Genomic DNA, 20,372 nt, shown 5'->3' on the forward strand with positions numbered 1-20,372 from the left:
CGGGACTGTCTTCCTCTCCTGTCTTTGCGGGAGAGGGCTGGGGTGAGAGCACAGCTCCCCCATCCGCCCTTCGGGCACCTTCCCCCGCAGGCGGGGGAAGGGACTCGGACGGGTTCAGCCACCCAGAGGTGACACGATGATCGACCTGCCCCGCCGCCGTTTGCTGCAAGCCGGCCTTACCAGCGGTGCGGCCGCACTGTTGCCAAGCATCGCGCGTGCCGCCGCCATCGCGCCGGACCGTCGCAGCGGCAAACTGGACGACCTGCAGCACGTGGTGATCCTGATGCAGGAAAACCGCGCCTTCGATCATTACTTCGGTGCGCTGCCCGGCGTGCGCGGGTTCGGCGATCGCTTTCCGATCCCGGCCCCGCCGCTGCCCGGTGCGCCCTCGCGCACGGTGTGGCTGCAGCCCAGCGAAGACGGCATGCAATGGCTCACGCCGTTTGCATTGGATACCGCAGCGCAATTCGGCTTCATGCGCGTCAAGGGCACGCCGCATAGCTGGCCGGATGCACAACAGGCCTGGGACCACGGCCGGCTCGGGCAGTGGGCAGCAGCCAAGCACAATCACGCGCTGGGCTATTACGGACGGGCGGATATCTCCTTCCAATACGCGCTCGCCGATTCGTTCACCATTTGCGATGCTTACCACGCCTCGATCCAGACCGGCACCAATTCCAATCGCGTGTTCCTGTGGACGGGCGGCAACGATCCGCAGGGGCGCCATGGCGGGCCGGTGATCGGTAACTCGCACGACAACTTTCCGGAGCTGGGTGGGTTTGCCGAGCCATATCGATGGACCACCTATGTGGAACAGCTGCAGCGCGCGGGCGTGAGCTGGCAGATCTATCAGGACATGGCCGACAACTTCACCGACAACCCGCTGGCCGGGTTCGAGGCGTTTCGGCAGGCCTACCGCAACGCGCCCGGTCACGATGCGCAGCTGCGTGCGCGTGGCATCAGCACGCGGGGCGTGGAGCAGTTACGCGCGGACGTGATGGCCGGTCGACTGCCGTCGGTGAGTTTTGTCATTGCCGATGCGGCCGGCAGCGAACATCCGGACCCGTCCAGCCCGGCGCAAGGCGCGGCCTACACCGCACGCGTGCTGGATGCGCTCACCGCCAATCCGGCGGTGTGGAGCCGCACTGCATTGCTGCTGATGTTCGATGAGAACGACGGCTTCTTCGACCACATGCCGCCGCCGGCGCCGCCATCGCCGGACCCGCGCGCAACCAGCGGGTTTGCCGGCGCCTCCAGCATCGCCACCGACGACGATTATCATCGCCAGCCTGCACCGGGTGAGCAAAAAGTGGATCTACCCGCACTGCGCGGCCGCCCGTACGGGCTTGGTCCGCGCGTGCCGCTGTATGTGATTTCGCCGTGGAGCCGTGGTGGCTGGGTGGATTCGCAGGTATACGACCACACCTCGGTGCTGCGCCTGCTGGAACGGCGGTTTGGCGTGCAGGCGTCGGAGATCACGCCATGGCGGCGCGCGGTATGTGGCGACCTGACCAATGCATTCGATTTCCGCAACGCCGATGCACGCCCATTCGTCGCATCGCTACCCGATGTGGGCGATGCGGCAGCGCGTGCAGCAGCCTTACGCGAGCACACGTTGCCGCCGCTGCCGGCCACGTTGCAGCCACCCGAGCAACCGTTCGGCGTGCGCCGTTCGCGCGCCGTGCCGTATCGCCCGAGCGTGCAACTGGCGCATGTGCAAGCGAGCGGCGAGGTGCAGCTACGCCTGCGCAACAGCGGCGCGGCGGCGGTACTGCATGTCTACGACCGCTACGACCTGGCGGCGATCCCGCGCCGCTACACGGTAGGCAACGGTGCCACGGTGGACGGCGACTGGACCACCTACGATGGTCGCTACGATCTGTGGCTGATCGGCCCCAACGGATTCCATCGCCACTATCGCGGCGACCTGAGCGCTGCAGTGCTGGTGGCCGATATCACCCAGGCAGCGGACGACCCGGCGGCGCTGTCGTTGTCGTTGCACAACACCGGCACCACGCCGATCCAGATCGCACTGCAACCGGCCGCGTATGCGCAGGCGCAACCGCGCGAGCACCTGCAGCTTGCGGGCGGCCAGACCTGGCAACGCAGCTGGAAAGCGGCAGCCAGCGGCGGCTGGTACGACCTGTGGATCGAACACGACGGCGCAAGCCAACGTCTGGCCGGTCGCATCGAAACCGGTGCAGACAGCGTCAGCGATCCGGCGATGGGGGGGCCGGCGCGGCTGCAGCAGGACAGGCCTATCGTGATTGGCCCACTGGGCTGAGCCGTGCGGCTCGGCATGCGCCGAGTGCGCATGTGGCTATCGGGCCAGCACACTTGGGTATCGTTGCGCTCAGCGCGTGCCGGCCGCATCCAGCATGCCGATCGTCCCCAACCAGGTCTCCACAAGATGCGGCCATTGCGCGATCGGCAGTGTGCCCGCGCGCAGACCGAACGCATGTCCGCCTTCGGCATATAAATGCATTTCTACCGGCACACCGGCCTGCTTGAGCGCCACGTAGTAGGCCAGCGATTGACTGACGCCATCCACCGTATCGTCCTCGGCCTGCAGCAAGAAGGTCGGCGGCGTCCGTGCAGTGACGGTGATGTCTGGCCGCAGCGGCAGATGGGTCGGATCGCGTGTGGCGCTGTCCGCATCCTCGTGCGCCCACAGGTGGCCCGGATACACGGCGATGGCAAAGTCCGGCCGGCAACTCTGTGCGTCGGACGCGTCCACCGGCTGATAGGTGCGCTTTGTAAAGTGCGTACTGGCCGCCGCCACCAGATGACCGCCGGCAGAAAAGCCAAGCACACCGATCTTGTGCGGGTCCACGCCCCACTGGCTGGCTCGTGCGCGCACCAGTCCTAGCGCGCGCTGCGCGTCCTGCAAGGCTGTTTGCACCTTTGGGTAATAGCGGCGACCGTTGTTCCAGGTCGGCCCCGAGTTCGGTACACGGTATTTCAACAGCACACAGGTCATCCCGCGCCCGGTCAGCCAATCACAGATCTCCGTCCCTTCCAGATCCATGGCCAGGACTTGATAGCCACCACCGGGGAACACCAGCACCGCCGCACCGGTGTTGCGATTTTTTGGCAGATACACCGTCATCGTCGGGCGGCTGACATCGCTCACCTTGGTCCACGGCAATCGCCCCTCGCCGGTGCCCACCGTTTCGGGCTTTGGATTGCGCAAGGCATCAGGCACCGCCTGCGGCCAGAGCGGTATCTCTACCTGGCCCGGCGCCGGATGCCAGGCACGTGCCGGCACAGACCCATGAATAAGTAGCAGCGCAACTGCCATACAGCAATGACACAACCTTATTTGCACCGTCGAACCTCAAGAGTGGAAGCGGAACAGGAAGCACGTTGCGGACTGACACGCGAAATGAAGCCGGCAAGCACGGGGGCGTTGCGATCCGATCGCGAGCGCCGCCATGCCCGTCGTCATCGCGCAAACAGGTCCACCGCAGTGACAGCGTCCGCGACGGCGGCTGCGACCACCTTCAACGCCGCATCGCGCCCAGCATCGTCGACGTTGGCGCCGTTCAAGTACGTCGTCAGCAATAGCGGTGCCCTGCCCTTTGGCGGCCACAGGATCGCGATGTCGTTGCGGGTGTCGGTGCCGTTGCTGCCGGTCTTGTCGCCGATCTTCCAGTCGCGCGGCAGACCGGCGCGCAGGCAGGTATCGCCGGTGCGGTTATCGATCATCCAGTCGGCCAGTTGTTTGCGCGAAGCAGGCTGCAGCGCGTTGCCGAGCAGCAGCGTGCGCAGCGTGGCGGCCATTGCCGCAGGCGTGGTGGTGTCGCGCGGGTCGCCTTCGGCATAGCGGTTCATTTCCGGCTCGTGGCGGTCGCTGCGGGTGTGCGTATCGCCGATGCCCCGCAAAAACGCAGTCAGCCCGGCCGGCTCGCCAACCAGCGGGAACAGCAGATTGGCGGCCGGGTTGTCGCTGTAGATCATGGTGGCGCGGCACAACTCGGCCACGCTCAGCGACCCGCCGACATGCCGCTCGGTGACCGGCGCATGCGAAAGCATGTCGGAGGCGCGGATCTTGACCCGCTGCGCCAGCGTCAGCTCGCCTTTGTCCACCCGCTGCAGCACCGCCGCAGCCAATACAAATTTGAAGGTACTGCACATCGGGAAGCGCTCGTCCTCACGCTGGCCGATGCGTTTGCCGGTGGCGCTGTCGAGCAGGCCGATGCCCAGGCGGCCGCCACTGCGGCGTTCGATCTCGGCCCATTCCGCTCGCAACACGTCGCCCGAGGACAGCGCGGGAGTTAGCGCCCATGCGGGTCGGGACACCGCAAGCAGCACGCTCGCGCCGGTTGCGCACAAGAATTGTCGACGGTTCAACATGGGCCAGCCTCCTCGGGAGAGCCCGCAGTATCGGCGCAGGCCGGCAGCCGGAGAATTGCGATGTTTCGATCCCTGGCATGAATTGAACTAATCTCTACACATGCCCCGCCCTCGCCTTCCGCTCAATGCCCTGCGCGCCTTCGAGGCGGCCGCACGTCATCAGAACCTGACCCGCGCAGCCGGCGAGTTGTGCGTGAGCCAGGCCGCGCTCAGCCACCAGATCAAGGCATTGGAACAGCAGCTGGGCACCAGCCTGTTTCACCGCCTGCCACGCGGTGTGGCGCTCACCGACGAAGGGGCGGCGCTGGCACCGGTGCTCGGCGAGGCCTTCGACCGCATCGCCGCCACCCTGGAACGCTTTGCCGATGGGCGCTATCGCGAAGTGCTCAGCGTGGGCGTGGTGGGCACCTTCGCCACCGGCTGGCTGCTGCCGCGATTGCCGGCGTTTCATGCCGCGCACCCGGATATCGAATTACGCCTGTCCACCCACAACAACCGGGTCGATCTGGCAGGCGAAGGGCTGGATCTGGCGATCCGTTTCGGCGACGGCGACTGGCAGGGCCAGATCTCCCATGCGCTGATGGAGGCGCCGTTTGCGCCGGTGTGCGCGCCCAGCATGGCGCGTGGCCTGCGCACGCCTGCCGATCTGGCGCACTTGCCGTTATTGCGCTCGTACCGCCTGGACGAATGGCCGCAATGGTTTCGCGCGGCGGGTGTGGCCGAAGTCGCCGCACGCGGGGCGATGTTCGATTCGTCGTTGACCCTGGCCAGCGCGGCGGCAGCCGGTGCCGGCGTGGCGTTATTGCCGTTGCCGATGTTTCGCCAGGACCTGGATGCCGGGCGCCTGGTGTGCCCGTTCCCGATCCAGATCGACGCCGGGCGTTATTGGCTGACGCATCTGCGTTCGCGGCCGGCCGGCGGCCCTGCGCTCGGCTTTCACCGCTGGCTGGTGCGCACGCTGTCGACGTGAACACAGTGGCCTGGCGCACGCCGCAATTGATTCCGCACTGAAATATAGCGCAAAAACGAATAGCTGCCATGGCTTTATTTCGGCAACACGACAACTAGCATGCATGCCATCGTCAGTCCGAGGCATGCCCATGAAACCCCTCTCGCAGCATCTTCGTATATGGATCCTTGCCGGCGCGTGCATGACCGCGACCCACGCCGCCGCACAAGTCACCGCGCCCAGCTCCGCAACTCCTGCCGCCGCCGAACAGGATCCTGCGACGACCCAAAGCTTTGAACAATGGCTCGTCGATTTTCGCCAGCGCGCGCTTGCCGCCGGCATCGAGACCACCACACTGGACACCGCGTTTGCCGGCGTCACCGCCGACCCGTCCGTGCATGCGCTGGATCAGCAGCAGCCCGAGTTCACCCAATACCTGTGGGAGTATCTCGACGGCCGGGTCACGCCCTCGCGCATCCAGCAGGGCCAGCAACTGCTGGTCAGCAAGCGCACGCTGTTCGAGCAGCTGCAGCGGCAGTACGGCGTGGATCCACGCATCCTGACCGCAATCTGGAGCATGGAAAGCGACTACGGCGCGCAGATCGGCGACCGCTACGTGATCCGCTCACTGGCAACGCTGGCGCACTCGGGCCGGCGTACACGCTATGGCAACGCGCAACTGCTCGCCGCCTTGCAGATCCTGCAAACGGAGAAAGGGATCGACAGGTCGCAACTGGTGGGTTCGTGGGCCGGTGCCATGGGACAGACGCAATTCATTCCCAGCACTTACCGCGACTATGCCGTCGACGCCGATGGGGATCACACGCGCGACGTCTGGCGCTCCAGTGCAGATGCGTTGGGCTCTGCTGCGAATTATCTCAACAAGAGCAACTGGAACAGCCGCCTGCCGTGGGGCCAGGAGGTTCACCTGGCGGCCGACTTCGACTACGCGCAGGCCGATATGACGATCAAGAAGACCGTCGCCGACTGGCAACGCCAGGGCGTGCTGTGTGCGGGCAAGCCAATTGCGCCGGCCCTGGCCCAGGAACAGGCCTCGGTGCTGCTGCCCACCGGCTATCGCGGGCCGGCCTTCCTGGTGTTCGACAATTTCCGCAGCATTCTCCGCTACAACAATTCCACCGCCTACGCGCTGGCGGTGGGGTTGTTGGCCGATGGCTATGCGGGCGGCACCGGGGTCGCGCAGCCCTGGCCGAAGGACGATCCACCGCTCAACAGCGTGCATGCCATCACCGAAATGCAGCAACGGCTGACCGACAAGGGCTTCGACGTCGGCGGAGTCGACGGTGCGCTGGGGCCGCAGACGCGCCAGGGCATCCGTGCATTTCAGCGCAGCCAGGGATTGCCGCAGGATGCTTACGCCAGCACCTCGTTGCTGACGCGTCTGCGGGCAAAGTGAGTGCAGGCGTGGACCGCGCCGTGTGATTGACGGCGGCGGCGAGGCGAGGCGCCGTGCTCAGCGGCGCGGTTCCGGCATCAGGCCGTCATGTATGGCGGACGCCGCGCTGCGGCGCGTGCTGCATCAGCAAGCAGCAAGCAGCGCGTGATCCGCGCGAGGCCGCGCTGCGGCGTGTAGCGCGGCAATCGGCCAGCCAGCGCTGTCAGTCCGCCCCGTCCAGCAGCTCCATCCACGTCGCATCCGCTGCGGCCAGCCGCTGCGCCGCCGCCTCGCGGTTGCGGCCCGGTACCGCCATCTTGGTTGCGCGACTGGATGGTGGCCGAGCAACAGCGCTCCGGCTGCGCGAACTCAACGTCGCGCTCAGCGGCGCGCGGACGCCTCGATCCCCTGCACCGCCACCTGGCGAAACGCCTCGTAGTGCGCCTGGTCGGCAAACCAGTGCGGGGCGAACAGTTCGAACAAGCGGTCGTTGTGATACAGCAGCAGCACGCGCTCGTTCTCGCGGTAGCGGATGTAATCGGACCAGGGCCGGCGCAGCCGCCCGTCCGCCCAGGTGATCTCCAGCCCGGTCTCGTCCCACGCAAACGTGTAGGTGTACCGCAGCGAGGCCTGCTGGGCGTGCAGGCGTTTGATCTTCCGCGGCAAGCCCCAGACGTGCAACAACACCAGGCCGATCAAGCCGCCGCCCCCGGCGCCGATCAGCACCGGGCCGATGATTTCGCTGGCCCCGATCAGTTGCAGCAAACCCGCTCCGATCAGTAGCAGGACCACCAGGAACACGATCAACAGCTTGGCCGTCTGCCGTGCATGCAGGCGCTGTGCGGCCAGATGGTCTTCCAGACTGATGGTGACGCTGATCATGTTCGCTCCTTCCTTGTGCTTGGCCCGACGCGCATCGTAACGCCTGCGCGTTACGCGCTCTCGATCAACTCCATCCACGCCGCTTCCGCTGTAGCCAGCTGCTGCGCCGTCGCCTCGCGGTCGCGGCCCAGCACCGCCATCTTGTCGGTGTCGGCATAGTTGCCCGGGTTGGCCAGTTCGCGGTCGAGCTCTGCCAGCAGCGCTTCCAGCTCGCCCACGCGTTTTTCGGCGCTGGCCAGCTTGTGCGGGTTGACGGCTTTTTTCGGCGGCAGCGGTTTGGTCGGCGGTGGCGGGGTCGGTGCCACTTCGGCCATCTTCTGCTTGGTGCCTTGCGCGGCCGGGCGGCTACGCAGCCAGGCGGCATATTCGTCCAGATCGCCATCGAACGGCTCGACCACGCCATCGGCCACCCGCCAGAAACTGTCGCAGACCAGGCCGATCAGATGGCGGTCGTGCGAGACCATCACGATGGCGCCTTCGAAGTCGCTCAGCGCCTCGGCCAGGGCCTCGCGCATTTCAAGATCCAAATGGTTGGTCGGTTCGTCGAGCAGCAGCACGTTGGGCTGCTGCCAGGCGATCAACGCCAACGCCAGGCGCGCACGCTCGCCACCGGAGAAGCCGTCCACCACTTCGAAGGCGCGGTCGCCGGCGAAATTCCATTTACCCAGGAAATCGCGGAACGCCTGATTGGCGCCATCCGGCGACAGATCGCGGAAGTGATCCATCGGCGATTGGCCTTCGTGCAGCGACTCCACCGTGTGCTGGGCGAAGTAGCCGATGCGCAGGTCCGGATGCGCATTGCGCTCGCCCGCCAGCGGCGCCAGCTCGCCGACCAGGGTCTTGACCAGCGTGGTCTTGCCCGCACCGTTGGGACCGAGCAGCCCGATGCGGTCGCCGGCCTCCAGGCCGAATCCGACGTCGTGGAGGATGACGGTTGCCGCGCTCCCCCCATCCGCCCTCCGGGCACCTTCCCCCGCCAGCGGGGGAAGGGTAGCGGGATAGCCGGCTTCGATATGGTTCAACCGAATCAGCGAAAACGGCAGCCGATTGGGCTGCGCGAACTGGATGCGGAATTCGCGCTCGGCGCGCACCGCCTCGGTACCGGCCATCTTGGCCAGGCGCTTCATGCGGCTCTGCGCCTGCGTCGCCTTGCTGGCCTGCGCCTTGAAGCGGTCGATGAAGCTCTGCAAATGCGCGCGCTCGGTCTGTTCCTTGTCGTGCGCGATCTGCTGCTGGCGCAGGTGTTCGATGCGCTGGCGCTCGAAATCGGTGTAGCCGCCGACGTACAGCTTGGCCGTGCCGCCATGCAGATGCAGGGTGTGGGTGGCCACGTTGTCCAGAAACTCGCGGTCATGGCTGATCAACAGCAAGGTGCCCGGGTACTTGAGCAGCCATTGCTCCAGCCACAGCACCGCGTCCATGTCCAAGTGATTGGTCGGCTCGTCCAGCAGCAGCAGGTCGCTGGGCATCATCAGCGCGCGCGCCAGGTTCAACCGCACCCGCCAGCCGCCGGAGAACGACGACACCGCGCGGTGGTGCGTGTCGGCCGGGAAGCCCAGGCCGTGCAGCAGCTTGCCGGCACGCGCTTCGGCATCGTAAGCGCCGAGTTCGGCCATCTTCTGGTGCGCATTGGCGACCGCTTCCCAGTCTTCGCGCGCGGTGGCTGCCGCTTCTTCCTGCAGCACCGCGGATACCTCGATATCGCCGCCGAGCACGAACGACAGCGCCGGGTCCGGCAACGACGGGGTTTCCTGCGAGACGCTGGCGGTGCGCACCTTGCCGGGCAGATCCACGTCGCCCTTGTCGGCCTCCAGCTCGCCCTTCACCGCGGCGAACAGGCTGGACTTACCGGTACCGTTCCGCCCCACCACGCCGACGCGGTAGCCGGCATGCATGGTCAGGTCGACGTTGGACAACAGCAGACGCTCGCCGCGTCGCATGGAGAAGTTGCGCAGGGAAATCATTGATGGACAGTCCGATAGAACGAAAAGGAATGAGCAGATGAGCAGCATTCCTGCGACGCCATTCTAGCGTTAACGAATAATTAGCGCCTTCAGGTTGGACGACACGTGCGCTTCGCACGGCCGTGATCGCCACCCGCCCAGTCTAGTTGGCCCCGCTCGGGCTGCCGTTTTCGGAGTTGTCATGAATCACCCCCTGTCCTTGCTTGCGACCGCCGTGGTCGCTGCACTGATTGCGTCTCCCGCCCTGGCGCAGGACGCCGCGCCGGCCACCGCCAATACCCTGGATACGGTCATCGTCACCGGCACCCGCGTGGCCGACCGCACCGTGGCCGAGTCGCAATCGCCGATCGACATCATCAGCGCCGAGTCGCTGCAGGCCACCGGCACCCCGGAACTGGCCACCGCGCTGGCGCGCGCGCTGCCGTCGCTGAACTTCCCGCGCCCGGCGCTGAGCGACGGCACCAGCGCGATCCGCCCGGCCCAGCTGCGCGGCTTGTCGCCCGACCAGGTGCTGGTGCTGGTCAACGGCAAACGCCGCCATACCTCGTCGCTGCTCAATCTCAATGGCACCATCGGCCGCGGCGCGGCGGCGGTGGATCTGAACACCATCCCGGTGGCGGCGATCGCGCGGGTGGAAGTGCTGCGCGACGGCGCGTCGGCGCAATACGGCTCCGATGCCATCGCCGGCGTGGTCAACATCGTGCTCAAGGGCGCGGAAAAGGGCGGCAGCCTGCAGGCCGGGTTCGGCCAGTATTCGGCCGGCGACGGCAACAACTACGAGCTGTCCGGCGACACCGGCGTGGCCTACGGCGGCGACCGCGGCTGGTTGCATGTGGCCGCCCAGCTCAATCAGCAGGACCCGACCGATCGCGCCCGCGGCTATGCCGGCGCGCCCAGCGTGTCGCAGCCGGCCGTGGGCCAGAAGGCATTCAAGATCGGCGACCCCGACGTCAACGCGCAGGCCGCCTCGCTCAATACCGAGTACCAGTTCAGCGACAGCATCACCGGCTACGCGTTCGCCACCGCCAGCAACCGCGATATCACCTCGTTCGCGTTCTTCCGCGCGCCGGGCAGCAGCCAGAACATCCTGTCGATCTACCCGCAGGGCTTTTTGCCGGAGATCCAGAGCTACGCCAAGGACCGCTCGCTGGTGGCCGGCGTCCGCGGCTCCACCGCCAGCGGTTGGGACTGGGACGCCAGCTACAACTACGGCTACAACCGCATCGATTTCCACACCCGCAACACGCTCAACGTGAGCCTGGGGCCGACCTCGCCGACGTCGTTCTACGACGGCGCGTTGGAGACCACGCAGAACATCGTCAACCTGGACGTCAAGCGCGGTTTCGACTGGGGCCTGGCGTATCCGGTGACGGTGGCCTTCGGCGCCGAATACCGCAACGAAAAGTGGAACCAGTCGCCGGGCGAAGTGGGTTCGTACCTGCAGAACGGCACCTTGGCCGGTGGCGCGCAGGGCTTTGGCGGATTCGCCCCTAGCGTGTCGGGCCAGTATTCGCGCAACAGTTATGCGCTGTACGCCGACCTGGAAGCCGACTTCACCGACAAGTTCTCCGCTGGCCTGGCCGGCCGCTACGAAGACTACGACGACTTCGGCAGCCAGGCCTCGGGCAAGTTGTCCGGCCGCTACGCGTTCACCGACAAGATCGCGTTGCGCGGCACGGTGGCCTCGGGCTTCCGCGCACCGTCGCTGGCGCAGCAGTATTTCCAGTCCACCAGCACCACGTTCCTGGCCGACAACCCCAATCCGTTCGAGATCCGCACCTTCCCGGCCGACAGCAACGTGGCGCGCGCCTTCGGTGCCGAACCGCTGGATGCGGAAACCTCGCTGTCCTACAGCCTTGGCCTGGTGTTGCAGCCCACCGATGCGCTCTACCTCACCATCGATGCCTACCAGATCGACGTGGACGACCGCATCGTGCTGTCGTCCAACCTCACCGGTGCCGGCGTGCGCAGCCTGCTGGAAGCGCAGGGCATCTTCGGCATCAACGGTGGGCGCTACTTCACCAACGCGGTGGATACGCGCACGCGCGGTGTGGACGTGGTCGGCAGCTACCGCTGGCAGCTGGCCGCCAGCAGCGTGGACATGACCGCCGGTTACAACTATTCCGAGACCGAGGTGCGCAGCGTGGCGGCCAATCCGGCGGCGTTGTCGGCCAACGGACTGAGCCTGGAGCGCATCGACCGCACCGAGCGCGGTCGCATCGAAGAAGGCTTCCCGCGCGACAAGTTCCTGGTCAACGGCAGCTGGAATTCCGAGCACTGGACGCTGGCGCTGGGCGCCACGCGCTACGGCAAGTACAGCACGCGTCCGGCGGCGGCGATCAGCGACCAGACCTTCGGCGCCAAGTGGGTGGTGGATGCCTCGGCCAGCTACAAGGTCGATCGCTGGACGCTCACGCTGGGCGCAGACAACCTGCTGGACGAGTATCCGGACGAGAACAACTTCGCCAACTCCACCAGCGGGCAGTTTCCGTACAGCAATCTGTCGCCGTTCGGCTTCAACGGTGCGTATGTCTACGGGCGGATCAACTACCGCTGGTAAACACCGCCAACGCCGCTAGCGACGGCTGACGATGGAACGCGGCTGCACGTTGATGCTGTGCGGCGCTGCAGTACCGACATCGATGTTCGACCACACGCCCCGGCCAGCCCGGGGCGTGTGCGTTTTTGCGTTTGTGCGCTTGTGACAGACGCGCAGGCAGGCGCAACCGCTCGCCGAATGCCGCTCTGCGTTGCGTGACATGTGCGCGTCACGCGCACCACAGGCGTGCCATCAAGCTGCGGAGCGCTGGCTGGCTGCCATGCGTCCACACAGCTCAGGCAACGCGATGACGAGGCGTACGCCCGGTGCGTGCTAAGACCGGTGCTCCTGTCATTGCCGGAGCACGCCAATGGAAGCATCGCAGCTGAGTCGGGGCCGCTTGATCGATCACCTGCATCTGGTGGTGCACGACCTGCCCGCCAGCAAACGCTTTTATCAGGCCGTGCTCGCGGTGCTTGGCATTCCCATCGGCGGCGACGGCGATGGCGACTTCTGGGCCGACGAACTGTTCGTCTCCAACCGCGACACGGTGGCGCAAGGTGTATTGACCGGCCGCCATCATCTGGCCTTTCAAGCGCGCGACGTTGCGATGGTGCAGGCGTTCCATCGTGCCGCCCTGGCCAACGGTGGTCGCGACAACGGCGCGCCGGGTTTGCGCCCCTATCACCCGGGGTATTACGCGGCATTTGTACTCGACCCGGACGGCAACAACATCGAGGCGGTCTTCCACGGTCCTGCGCAATGCAGTGCAGATGCGGTGCAGATCACAGATTGATGCACAAGTTTCATAACAGGTATCGATGTCCAAAATGGGGCAACGCAATCCGTTGCCCAGCGTAGGGAACTGCAACCGACGCCTCACTTTGGTGCACGATGACAACGTTGACATAAGCATACGTTCGATGACAGTTGCATGCGCAACGTAACCAAAATTTGACATGTGGTTACGCGTGGTTAATGGTTGAGAACGCACCGCAGCTGCCGCAACGGACGCGGCCTGGGAGGGGGCCCACTGCGTGCATCCGTTCCCCACTCGGAGTTGTTACCGCATGAATTGCAAGTCCAGTCCACTCGCAGTCGCTGTTGTTGTTGCCTTGTCGTTTTCCGCTTCAACCGCAGTTGCGCAGTCGCAAGCTCCCACCCAGAAAACCCTCGACACGCTGATCGTGACCGGTACGCGCGTGGCCGACCGCACCGTGGCCGAATCGGCATCGCCGATCGACATCATCTCGCCACAGGCACTGGAATCGACCGGCACCACCGAGTTGGCTACCGCGCTGTCACGCGCGATCCCCTCGCTCAATTTCCCCCGGCCCGCCATCTCCGACGGCTCGGACGCGGTGCGCCCGGCGCAGTTGCGCGGCCTGTCGCCCGATCAGGTGCTGGTGCTGGTCAACGGCAAGCGCTATCACAGCACCGCGCTGATCAACCTCAACGACACCCAGGGCCGTGGTTCGTCGCCGGCCGATCTCAACACCATCCCGATCGCGGCGGTGGAGCGCATCGAAGTGCTGCGCGACGGTGCGTCGGCGCAATACGGCTCCGATGCGATTGCCGGCGTGATCAACATCGTGCTCAAGGGCAGCGGCGAAGGCGGTAGCGTCAACGGCCGCTATGGCAAGTACAGCGCCGGCGACGGCGAGCAGTATCAGCTGTCCGGCGATGCCGGCTTCAGCTTCGCCGGCACCGGCAAGGTGCATCTGGCTGCGCAGGCCGGGCATTCGGATCAGACCAACCGCGCATTGCCGTTCGGCGGCCGCGTGGAGCAGCGCTACGGCGACCCCGAGATCGACCAGGGTGCCATCTCGTTCAACGGCCAATACAGCCCCACCGATTACCTGACCTTCTACTCGTTCGGCATGGTCAGCCGGCGCGAAGTGCTGTCCAACGGCTATTTCCGCTTTGCCGGCGACAACCGCAATCGCCCGGAAATCTATCCGGACGGCTTCCTGCCGCAGATCTATAACGTCAGCAAGGACGTGTCCTGGGTCGGTGGCTTGAAGACGTCCACCGAAGGCGGCTTGAACATCGATCTGAGCTACAACTACGGCCAGAACAATCTCACCTTCGATGTGCGCAACAGCTTGAACAACAGCCTGGGGCTGGCCAGCCCGACCGACTTCCATGCCGGTACGCTGGAAGTGACGCAGAACGTGCTCAACGCCGACTTCACCAAGACGCTCGATTGGGGCCTGGCCTACCCGATCACGCTGGCCTTCGGTGCGGAATGGCGCGGCGAGAAGTTCAACCAGTCGCCTGGCGATGCGGCCTCGTCGGCCAACGGCGGTATTCCGTCCGCAAACGGCGCGTTGATTCCTGGCGCGCAGGTGTTCCCGGGCTTCAAACTCTCCGATGCCGGCTACTACAACCGCAACAGCCATTCGGCCTATGTGGATCTGGAAGCGGATCTGACCGAGAAGTTCTCGGCCGGCCTGGCCGGGCGCTACGAGAAGTACAGCGACTTCGGCGACACCGCCACCGGCAAGCTGTCGCTGCGCTATGCGTTCACCGACAAGGTAGCGCTGCGTGCCACTGCGTCCACCGGCTTCCGTGCGCCGTCGCTGCAGCAGCAGAATTTCCAGTCGATCGCCACGCAGTTCCTCAACGTGGCCCAGCCAAACGGCTCGGTGACCGCGATTCCGTTCGAGATCGGCACCTTCCGCACCGACAACCCTGCCGCAATCGCGCTCGGCGCCGAACCGCTCAAGGCCGAGGAATCCAAGAACTACGGCTTGGGCGTGGTGTTGCAGCCGGTCGAAAACCTGTACATCACCGTCGATGCGTACCGCATCGATATCGATGACCGCATCGTGCTGTCGGAAAACCTGACCTCGGTCGCGGCACGCAACTATCTGCAGGCCAATGGCTTCCCGGGCATCGGCGGCGGGCGCTACTTCACCAATGCGGTGGACACCAAGACCCAGGGCGTGGACGCGGTCGGCACCTACCGTTGGAACCTGGATGGCGGTAGCGTGGAGCTGACCACCGGCTACAACTACAACAAGACCGACGTGGAGAAGATCGCCGACAATCCGGCAGCGCTGGTGGCGATCGACCCGACTGCGGTGCGCATCGGCCGCGCAGAACTGGGCCGCATCACCGAAGGCACGCCGCGCGACAAGTTCTTCCTGGGCGGCACCTGGGCACCGGGCAACTGGTCGTTCACCGGCACCGCCACGCGCTGGGGCGAGTTCAGCACCTTCGGCACCAACGCCGGCAGCGACCAGACCTACGCAGCCAAGTGGACGCTGGACTTGGCCGCCTCCTACAAGCTGGGCGCCTGGAACTTCACCGTCGGTGGCGACAACGTGCTCAACGAGTATCCGGACCGCCAGGAAGCCGGGCTGGGCACGCGGACCTACCTGCCGTACAGCAGCGCCTCGCCGTTCGGTTTCAACGGTGCACTGGTGTACGCCAACGTGAACTACAAGTGGTAATCGCCGGCGCCGGTCGGTAACGACCAGCGCTTACCTCGCACGGCAGCGCAGTACAGCGCGTCGCCGACTGCAGCGATCTTGCGCCTGCACTCTCGCGACTGGGGAGTGCGGGCGATCGAATCGTCGTTTCGCCGCTTTCGCAAGGACGCCCCGCAAGGATGCACAACGCGCTGCATGGCGCGTTGCAGATTGCCGGCATTGCGACGCCTGCCGCTTTGCAGCCGCAAAGACCCGGCGTGCATGCCCGATCACCCCACGCAGTTGTCTTTCCCCGGTTACCCGCACTTCACCGCTGCGTCCTTCATCCCCTTTGAGCCTTGACTCCCATGCACACCTCCAACGCACTCTCGCTGGCGATTTCAGTCGCACTCACCGTCTGTTCCTTCGCTGCCAGTGCGCAGTCGCAATCGACCCAGCCACAGAAAACCCTGGACACCCTGATCGTCACCGGTACCCGCGTCAGCGACCGCACGGTGGCCGAATCCGAATCGCCGATCGACATCATCACCGAGCAATCGCTGCAGGCCACCGGCGCCACCGATATCGCCACGGCGCTGGGCAAGCTGCTGCCGTCGCTGAACTTCCCGCGCCCGGCGATCTCCGATGGCAATGACGCCTCGCGCCCGGCCACGCTGCGCGGGCTGTCGCCGGATGCGGTGCTGGTGCTGGTCGATGGCAAGCGCTATCACACCTCTTCGCTGATCAACTACAACCCGTACGTGGGTCGCGGCTCGGCGCCGGCCGATCTGAACTCGCTGCCGATGTCGGCGATTGCGCGGATCGAAGTGCTGCGCGATGGCGCATCGGCGCAATACGGCTCCGATGCCATCGCCGGCGTGGTCAACATCGTGCTCAAACACGGTGCGGCTGCGGGCAGCAACAGCATCTCGGTCAACGGCGGCATCATGGACAAGGGCGATGGCGAGCAGAACGGCATCGACGGTTCGGTGGGTCTGGCCTTCGGCGGCAGCGGCGGCGATACCGCACCGGGTTGGGTGCGGCTGTCGTGGAATTACCAGAACACCATGAGCACCAATCGCGGCGAAAACACCAACCGCGCCACCACCGTCCCGGGGACGCCCAATCCGGGCGGTGTGCCCTATCAACGCCACGGCGACCCGGCGTCCAACTTCTATCAGGGCCTGGCCGCATTCGGTTATGAGTTCTCGCCCAATGTGGAGCTGTACGGCCATCTGAGCATGAGCCGTCGCGAAGTCACTTCCAACGGCTATTACCGCGCCGCCGACAACACCGCGCGCAATGTGCAGGCGATCTATCCCAACGGCTTTCTGCCGCAGATCTACAACCCCACCAACGACCGCTCGGCCGTGTTGGGTCTGAAGGGCAGCACCGAAAGCGAGTGGAATTGGGACGTGTCGGCCACCTACGGCAAGAACGACATGACCTTCAACATCCTCAACAGCATCAACACCAATCTGTACTACACCACCGGCGCCTCGCCGACCGACTTCAACTCCGGCGGCTTCGAGACCGAGCAGGGCACGATCAACGTCGACGTCAACAAGTCATTCGACTGGGGCCTGGCGTATCCGGTCAATGTGGCCTTCGGCGCGGAGCACCGTCAGGACCGCTATGAGATCACCGCCGGCTCGCCGGCTTCGTACTTCTTCGACCCCAACACCATCAATCCCGACACCGGCGCGCCCTACCCCGGCGGCGCACAGGTGTTCTCCGGCCTGGAACCGTCGGTGGCCGGCCGCTTCGGCCGTCATAGCAACGCGGTCTACGCCAACCTGGAAGCGGACATCACCGACAAGCTCTCCGGCGGCATCGCCGGGCGCTTCGAAAACTACAGCGATGCCGGCTCCACGCGCTCGGGCAAGCTGTCGGCGCGTTACGCCTTCACCGATACGTTCGCGTTGCGCGGCACCATCTCCAACGGCTTCCGCGCGCCGTCGCTGGCGCAACAGAACTACGCTTCGGTGGTGACGCTGATCCAGGACGGCGAGCTGGTGCAGGTCGGCACCTATCGCACCTCCGATCCGGTGGCCGTCGCACTCGGCGCACGCCCGCTGAGCCCGGAAAAATCCACCAACTACGGCCTGGGTGGCGTGTGGCAGCCCACCGCCAACTTTACCTCCAGCCTGGACATCTACCAGATCCGCATCTGGGACCAGATCCTGTATTCGGATCAGTTGCAGCTGGCGCAGCCGATCGGCCAGGTGGCGGCGGTGCAGTTCTTCGTCAACGGCGCCACCAGCCGCACCCGCGGTGTGGACTGGATCAACAGCTACCTGGCCGATCTGGGCAACTACGGCAAGCTCAATCTCAGCGCCAGCGCCAACTACAACAAGACCACCATCCTGGAGCTGTCCAACCCCAACTTCGGCCGCGCCAGCCAGGGCCTGCTCACCGATGCCACGCCGCGGACCAAGTACATGGCTGCAGCGGACTGGTCGATCGGCGGATTTGGGCTGAACTTCAACGCCACCCGCTACGGATCGATCAAGCGCATCAGCGACCCGGTCGATGGCAGCCAGGACCAGACCTACGACGCGCGCTGGTTGTTGAATCTGGCCGCCAGCCAGACCTGGAACCAGTTCACCTTCACCGTGGGTGCCGACAACATCACCAACCAGTACCCGACCAAGGCCCAGCTCACCACCGCCTATGACGACCGTGCCGGCGGCCTGCAGTATTCGTCGTTGTCGCCGTTCGGCTTCAACGGCCGCTACTGGTATGGCCGGGTCACCTATCGGTTCTGATGGCCCAGGTGTGTTGACTGGTTGAGCGCCTGCGCTGATCGAAGACCACGATCAGCGCAGGCGTGGTGCAGGCATTTCCGGTCGCCCGGTGGCGCCTGTTGCCGTGGTCGCGACTATGCGTGTGGCGGTTCGCCGCCGCGCGGTGCGTTCAACGCGGCAGCCATTGCCTCACCAGGAGGCCAGCAAGGCATCCACGCCGCGGAGATTGGCGCGGTCGTTCCATGTCAGCGTGTCACGCTGCTCCAGGCGCAATGCCGGCAGTTGCTCCAGCAGTGCAGCAAGCGCTGCCTCCATTTCGATCAACGCCAGCCGGTTACCCAGGCAATGATGGATACCGCCGCCGAACGATAGCGCGCGGCCCTGCTGTCGGCGGATATCCAGCACCTGCGGGTCGCTGAATTGCGCCGGGTCGTGATTGGCCGCACCCAGCATCAGGTACACCATGTCGCCTTCGTGCAACGCGCTCCCGGCGAGCTCGAAATCCTGCAACACCGTGCGTGCGGCGATCTGCACCGAGCTGTCGTAGCGCAGGCATTCGAGCACCGCATTCGGCAGCAATGCCGGGTTGCCCTGCAGCAGCGCCAACTGCTCGGGATGCCGATGCAGGGCGACCAGGGCATTGCAGATCATGTTGGAAGTGGTTTCGTGGCCGGCGAAAAACAGCAGGATCACATTGGAGACGATCTCGTCGCTGCTCAGCCGGTGCCCCTCGTCTTCTGCGCGGATGAAGCGTGAGATCAGATCGTCGCCGTCGCTGCTTCGACGCGCATCGATCACCGCATGAAAGTAGCTTTCCAGCTGCAGATACGCCGCGTTGGTGGCCTCCAGCTCCTCAGGCGTCATCAGCGGGTCGAACACCTTGGCCAGCGCGCTGGTCGCATGGCCGACCGTGGTGGCATCGGCAGGGTCGATGTCCAGCATGCGGCAGATGATGCGGATGGGAAGCGGAAAAGCGAAGTCACGCAGCACATCGCAGTGGCCGTGCGCACGGAAGCTCGCAATCAACGCCGCGGCGGTGTCGCTGGCCACCTCGCGCATGGATTCCATCTGCCGCGCACTGAATGCCTGGGTCATCAGCCCGCGCAGACGCGTGTGCACTGGCGGATTGACCAACAGGAACATGCGGCTCATACCTTGAAACAGCGGCATCTCCACGGCGGCCTCGCCATAGCGCAGACAGATGCTCTGCAGATAATCGCGGCCAACGCGCCGGTCGCTGAGCAGGCTGTCGACCATTGCGTAGTGGCCGGTCATCAAACGCCGTTCTGCGACCTTCACCAGCGGCCCCTCGGCGCGCAGGCGTGCATACGTCGGATACGGGTCCTGGCGAAACTGTTCGGTTGCGAAGTCGCTGAGGTGCATGACCTGTGCTCGTGGGGCGTGATCGCGGGGTGCGCGATGTAGGCGTAGGGAAGGACTGCAGACCGCTTGGACGGAGCGATGCCTGGATTGTCAGCCGTCGCCATGCATCTGCCTTGCGCAGGCGCGAAGCCGTGTCGTCAAACTTCAAACCCTGTGCGCCGGCGCAGCTGCGTCGATGCGCGGGTCTCGATGACAGCGTGCGACCTTCTCCACGATTGCCACGTTGCATGCGCAACGTCACCTGCGTTGCGAGAAATGCGCGCAGTCGCGTCGCGATCGATTCGCGCCTGCTGCAGCCCAGCGCCAGCGATGGCGTGCACACGCAAACAACTGCCTGCGCCGGTCACCCGGGAACGTGCAATCGGCCATGGTTACGCGGCGTGTCGTCACAACGCCAGTGCGCGCTGCGGCACCGTTGCAGTGCGCTATCGATGGGGGCCGCTGTCGATGGCTGCACTGTCGGGCGACGCCGCGGCCGCATCGGTCTGTCGGTTGGCAGTGCCGGCATCGGTTCGAGCGACCCGCATCATCGTCGCCAACGGATCGATCCTCGTGGCCGCAGGCGCTACGTGTCGCATCGCATTAATCATGCGCTGTGTACTATGGGCGTCCGGCCAACCGGACCGCTCTGCGGCCCTGGTCCCCCGCGCCGGATTCCAGCACTTCATTCGCGATGCCCGCAGGCGCTGCCCGGCGCAGTTCGTTTGGCTGGCCACGCCGTTTCATCACTTCGGACACTC

The 20,372-nt window shown here is 65.5% G+C and carries 12 protein-coding genes; 7 read left to right on the forward strand and 5 right to left on the reverse strand.

The genetic code is table 11. From position 1 onward, the window contains the following. Positions 1-136 precede the first annotated feature (136 nt). Positions 137-2,284: a phosphocholine-specific phospholipase C gene (locus tag ACCQ06_RS16735; RefSeq protein WP_316687763.1), complete on the forward strand. Its 2,148-nt coding sequence runs from the start codon at positions 137-139 to the stop codon at positions 2,282-2,284. Positions 2,285-2,353: 69 nt separating this feature from the next. On the opposite strand, the gene ACCQ06_RS16740 is transcribed toward ACCQ06_RS16735, so the two are convergent. Both ACCQ06_RS16740 and bla read right to left on the reverse strand, forming a co-directional pair. Next, positions 2,354-3,301, reverse strand: coding sequence for an alpha/beta hydrolase (locus ACCQ06_RS16740; protein WP_316687764.1), 948 nt, complete (start codon positions 3,299-3,301; stop codon positions 2,354-2,356). A gap of 143 nt (positions 3,302-3,444) precedes the next feature. Continuing rightward, complete coding sequence (bla, locus tag ACCQ06_RS16745; RefSeq protein ID WP_316687766.1) at positions 3,445-4,356, reverse strand: class A beta-lactamase; 912 nt, start codon at positions 4,354-4,356, stop codon at positions 3,445-3,447. A 100-nt stretch (positions 4,357-4,456) separates the two neighbouring features. Between bla and ampR the strand changes: the two genes are divergently transcribed. Continuing rightward, a complete protein-coding gene (gene ampR, locus ACCQ06_RS16750) occupies positions 4,457-5,326 on the forward strand; it encodes a LysR family transcriptional regulator AmpR (protein WP_228323924.1) in 870 nt (289 codons plus the stop codon). Positions 5,327-5,507: 181 nt separating this feature from the next. Beyond that, complete coding sequence (locus ACCQ06_RS16755; RefSeq protein ID WP_372365848.1) at positions 5,508-6,722, forward strand: lytic murein transglycosylase; 1,215 nt, start codon at positions 5,508-5,510, stop codon at positions 6,720-6,722. Positions 6,723-7,082: 360 nt separating this feature from the next. On the opposite strand, the gene ACCQ06_RS16760 is transcribed toward ACCQ06_RS16755, so the two are convergent. Both ACCQ06_RS16760 and ACCQ06_RS16765 read right to left on the reverse strand, forming a co-directional pair. Beyond that, positions 7,083-7,583, reverse strand: coding sequence for a YcxB family protein (locus tag ACCQ06_RS16760; protein WP_228323922.1), 501 nt, complete (start codon positions 7,581-7,583; stop codon positions 7,083-7,085). 50 nt (positions 7,584-7,633) lie between these two features. Then, the gene (locus tag ACCQ06_RS16765) at positions 7,634-9,547 is read right to left on the reverse strand and encodes an ABC-F family ATP-binding cassette domain-containing protein (RefSeq protein WP_316687769.1); all 1,914 of its coding nucleotides are present in this window, start codon (positions 9,545-9,547) and stop codon (positions 7,634-7,636) included. Positions 9,548-9,728: 181 nt separating this feature from the next. On the opposite strand from ACCQ06_RS16765, the gene ACCQ06_RS16770 reads away from it, so the two are divergent. The 4 genes from ACCQ06_RS16770 to ACCQ06_RS16785 all read left to right on the forward strand — a co-directional run bounded on the left by ACCQ06_RS16770 (position 9,729) and on the right by ACCQ06_RS16785 (position 18,270). Continuing rightward, positions 9,729-12,107 carry a TonB-dependent receptor plug domain-containing protein gene (locus tag ACCQ06_RS16770; protein ID WP_316687770.1) on the forward strand — a complete coding sequence of 793 codons (2,379 nt, stop codon included), beginning with the start codon at positions 9,729-9,731 and terminating at the stop codon, positions 12,105-12,107. A 349-nt stretch (positions 12,108-12,456) separates the two neighbouring features. Further along, on the forward strand, positions 12,457-12,882 hold the full coding sequence (locus ACCQ06_RS16775) for a VOC family protein (RefSeq protein ID WP_316687771.1): 426 nt from the start codon (positions 12,457-12,459) through the stop codon (positions 12,880-12,882). Between the two features lie 274 nt (positions 12,883-13,156). Next, the gene (locus ACCQ06_RS16780; protein WP_228323918.1) at positions 13,157-15,544 is read left to right on the forward strand and encodes a TonB-dependent receptor plug domain-containing protein; all 2,388 of its coding nucleotides are present in this window, start codon (positions 13,157-13,159) and stop codon (positions 15,542-15,544) included. Between the two features lie 326 nt (positions 15,545-15,870). Next, entirely contained in the window at positions 15,871-18,270 is a 2,400-nt protein-coding gene (locus ACCQ06_RS16785) for a TonB-dependent receptor plug domain-containing protein (protein WP_104616827.1), read from the forward strand. A 168-nt stretch (positions 18,271-18,438) separates the two neighbouring features. Here ACCQ06_RS16785 and ACCQ06_RS16790 read toward each other — a convergent pair whose 3' ends face one another. Then, positions 18,439-19,632 carry a cytochrome P450 gene (locus tag ACCQ06_RS16790; RefSeq protein WP_316687776.1) on the reverse strand — a complete coding sequence of 398 codons (1,194 nt, stop codon included), beginning with the start codon at positions 19,630-19,632 and terminating at the stop codon, positions 18,439-18,441. Positions 19,633-20,372 lie beyond the last annotated feature (740 nt).

This window comes from Xanthomonas sp. NCPPB 4467, assembly GCF_041475665.2.
GTDB lineage: Bacteria > Pseudomonadota > Gammaproteobacteria > Xanthomonadales > Xanthomonadaceae > Xanthomonas > Xanthomonas dyei.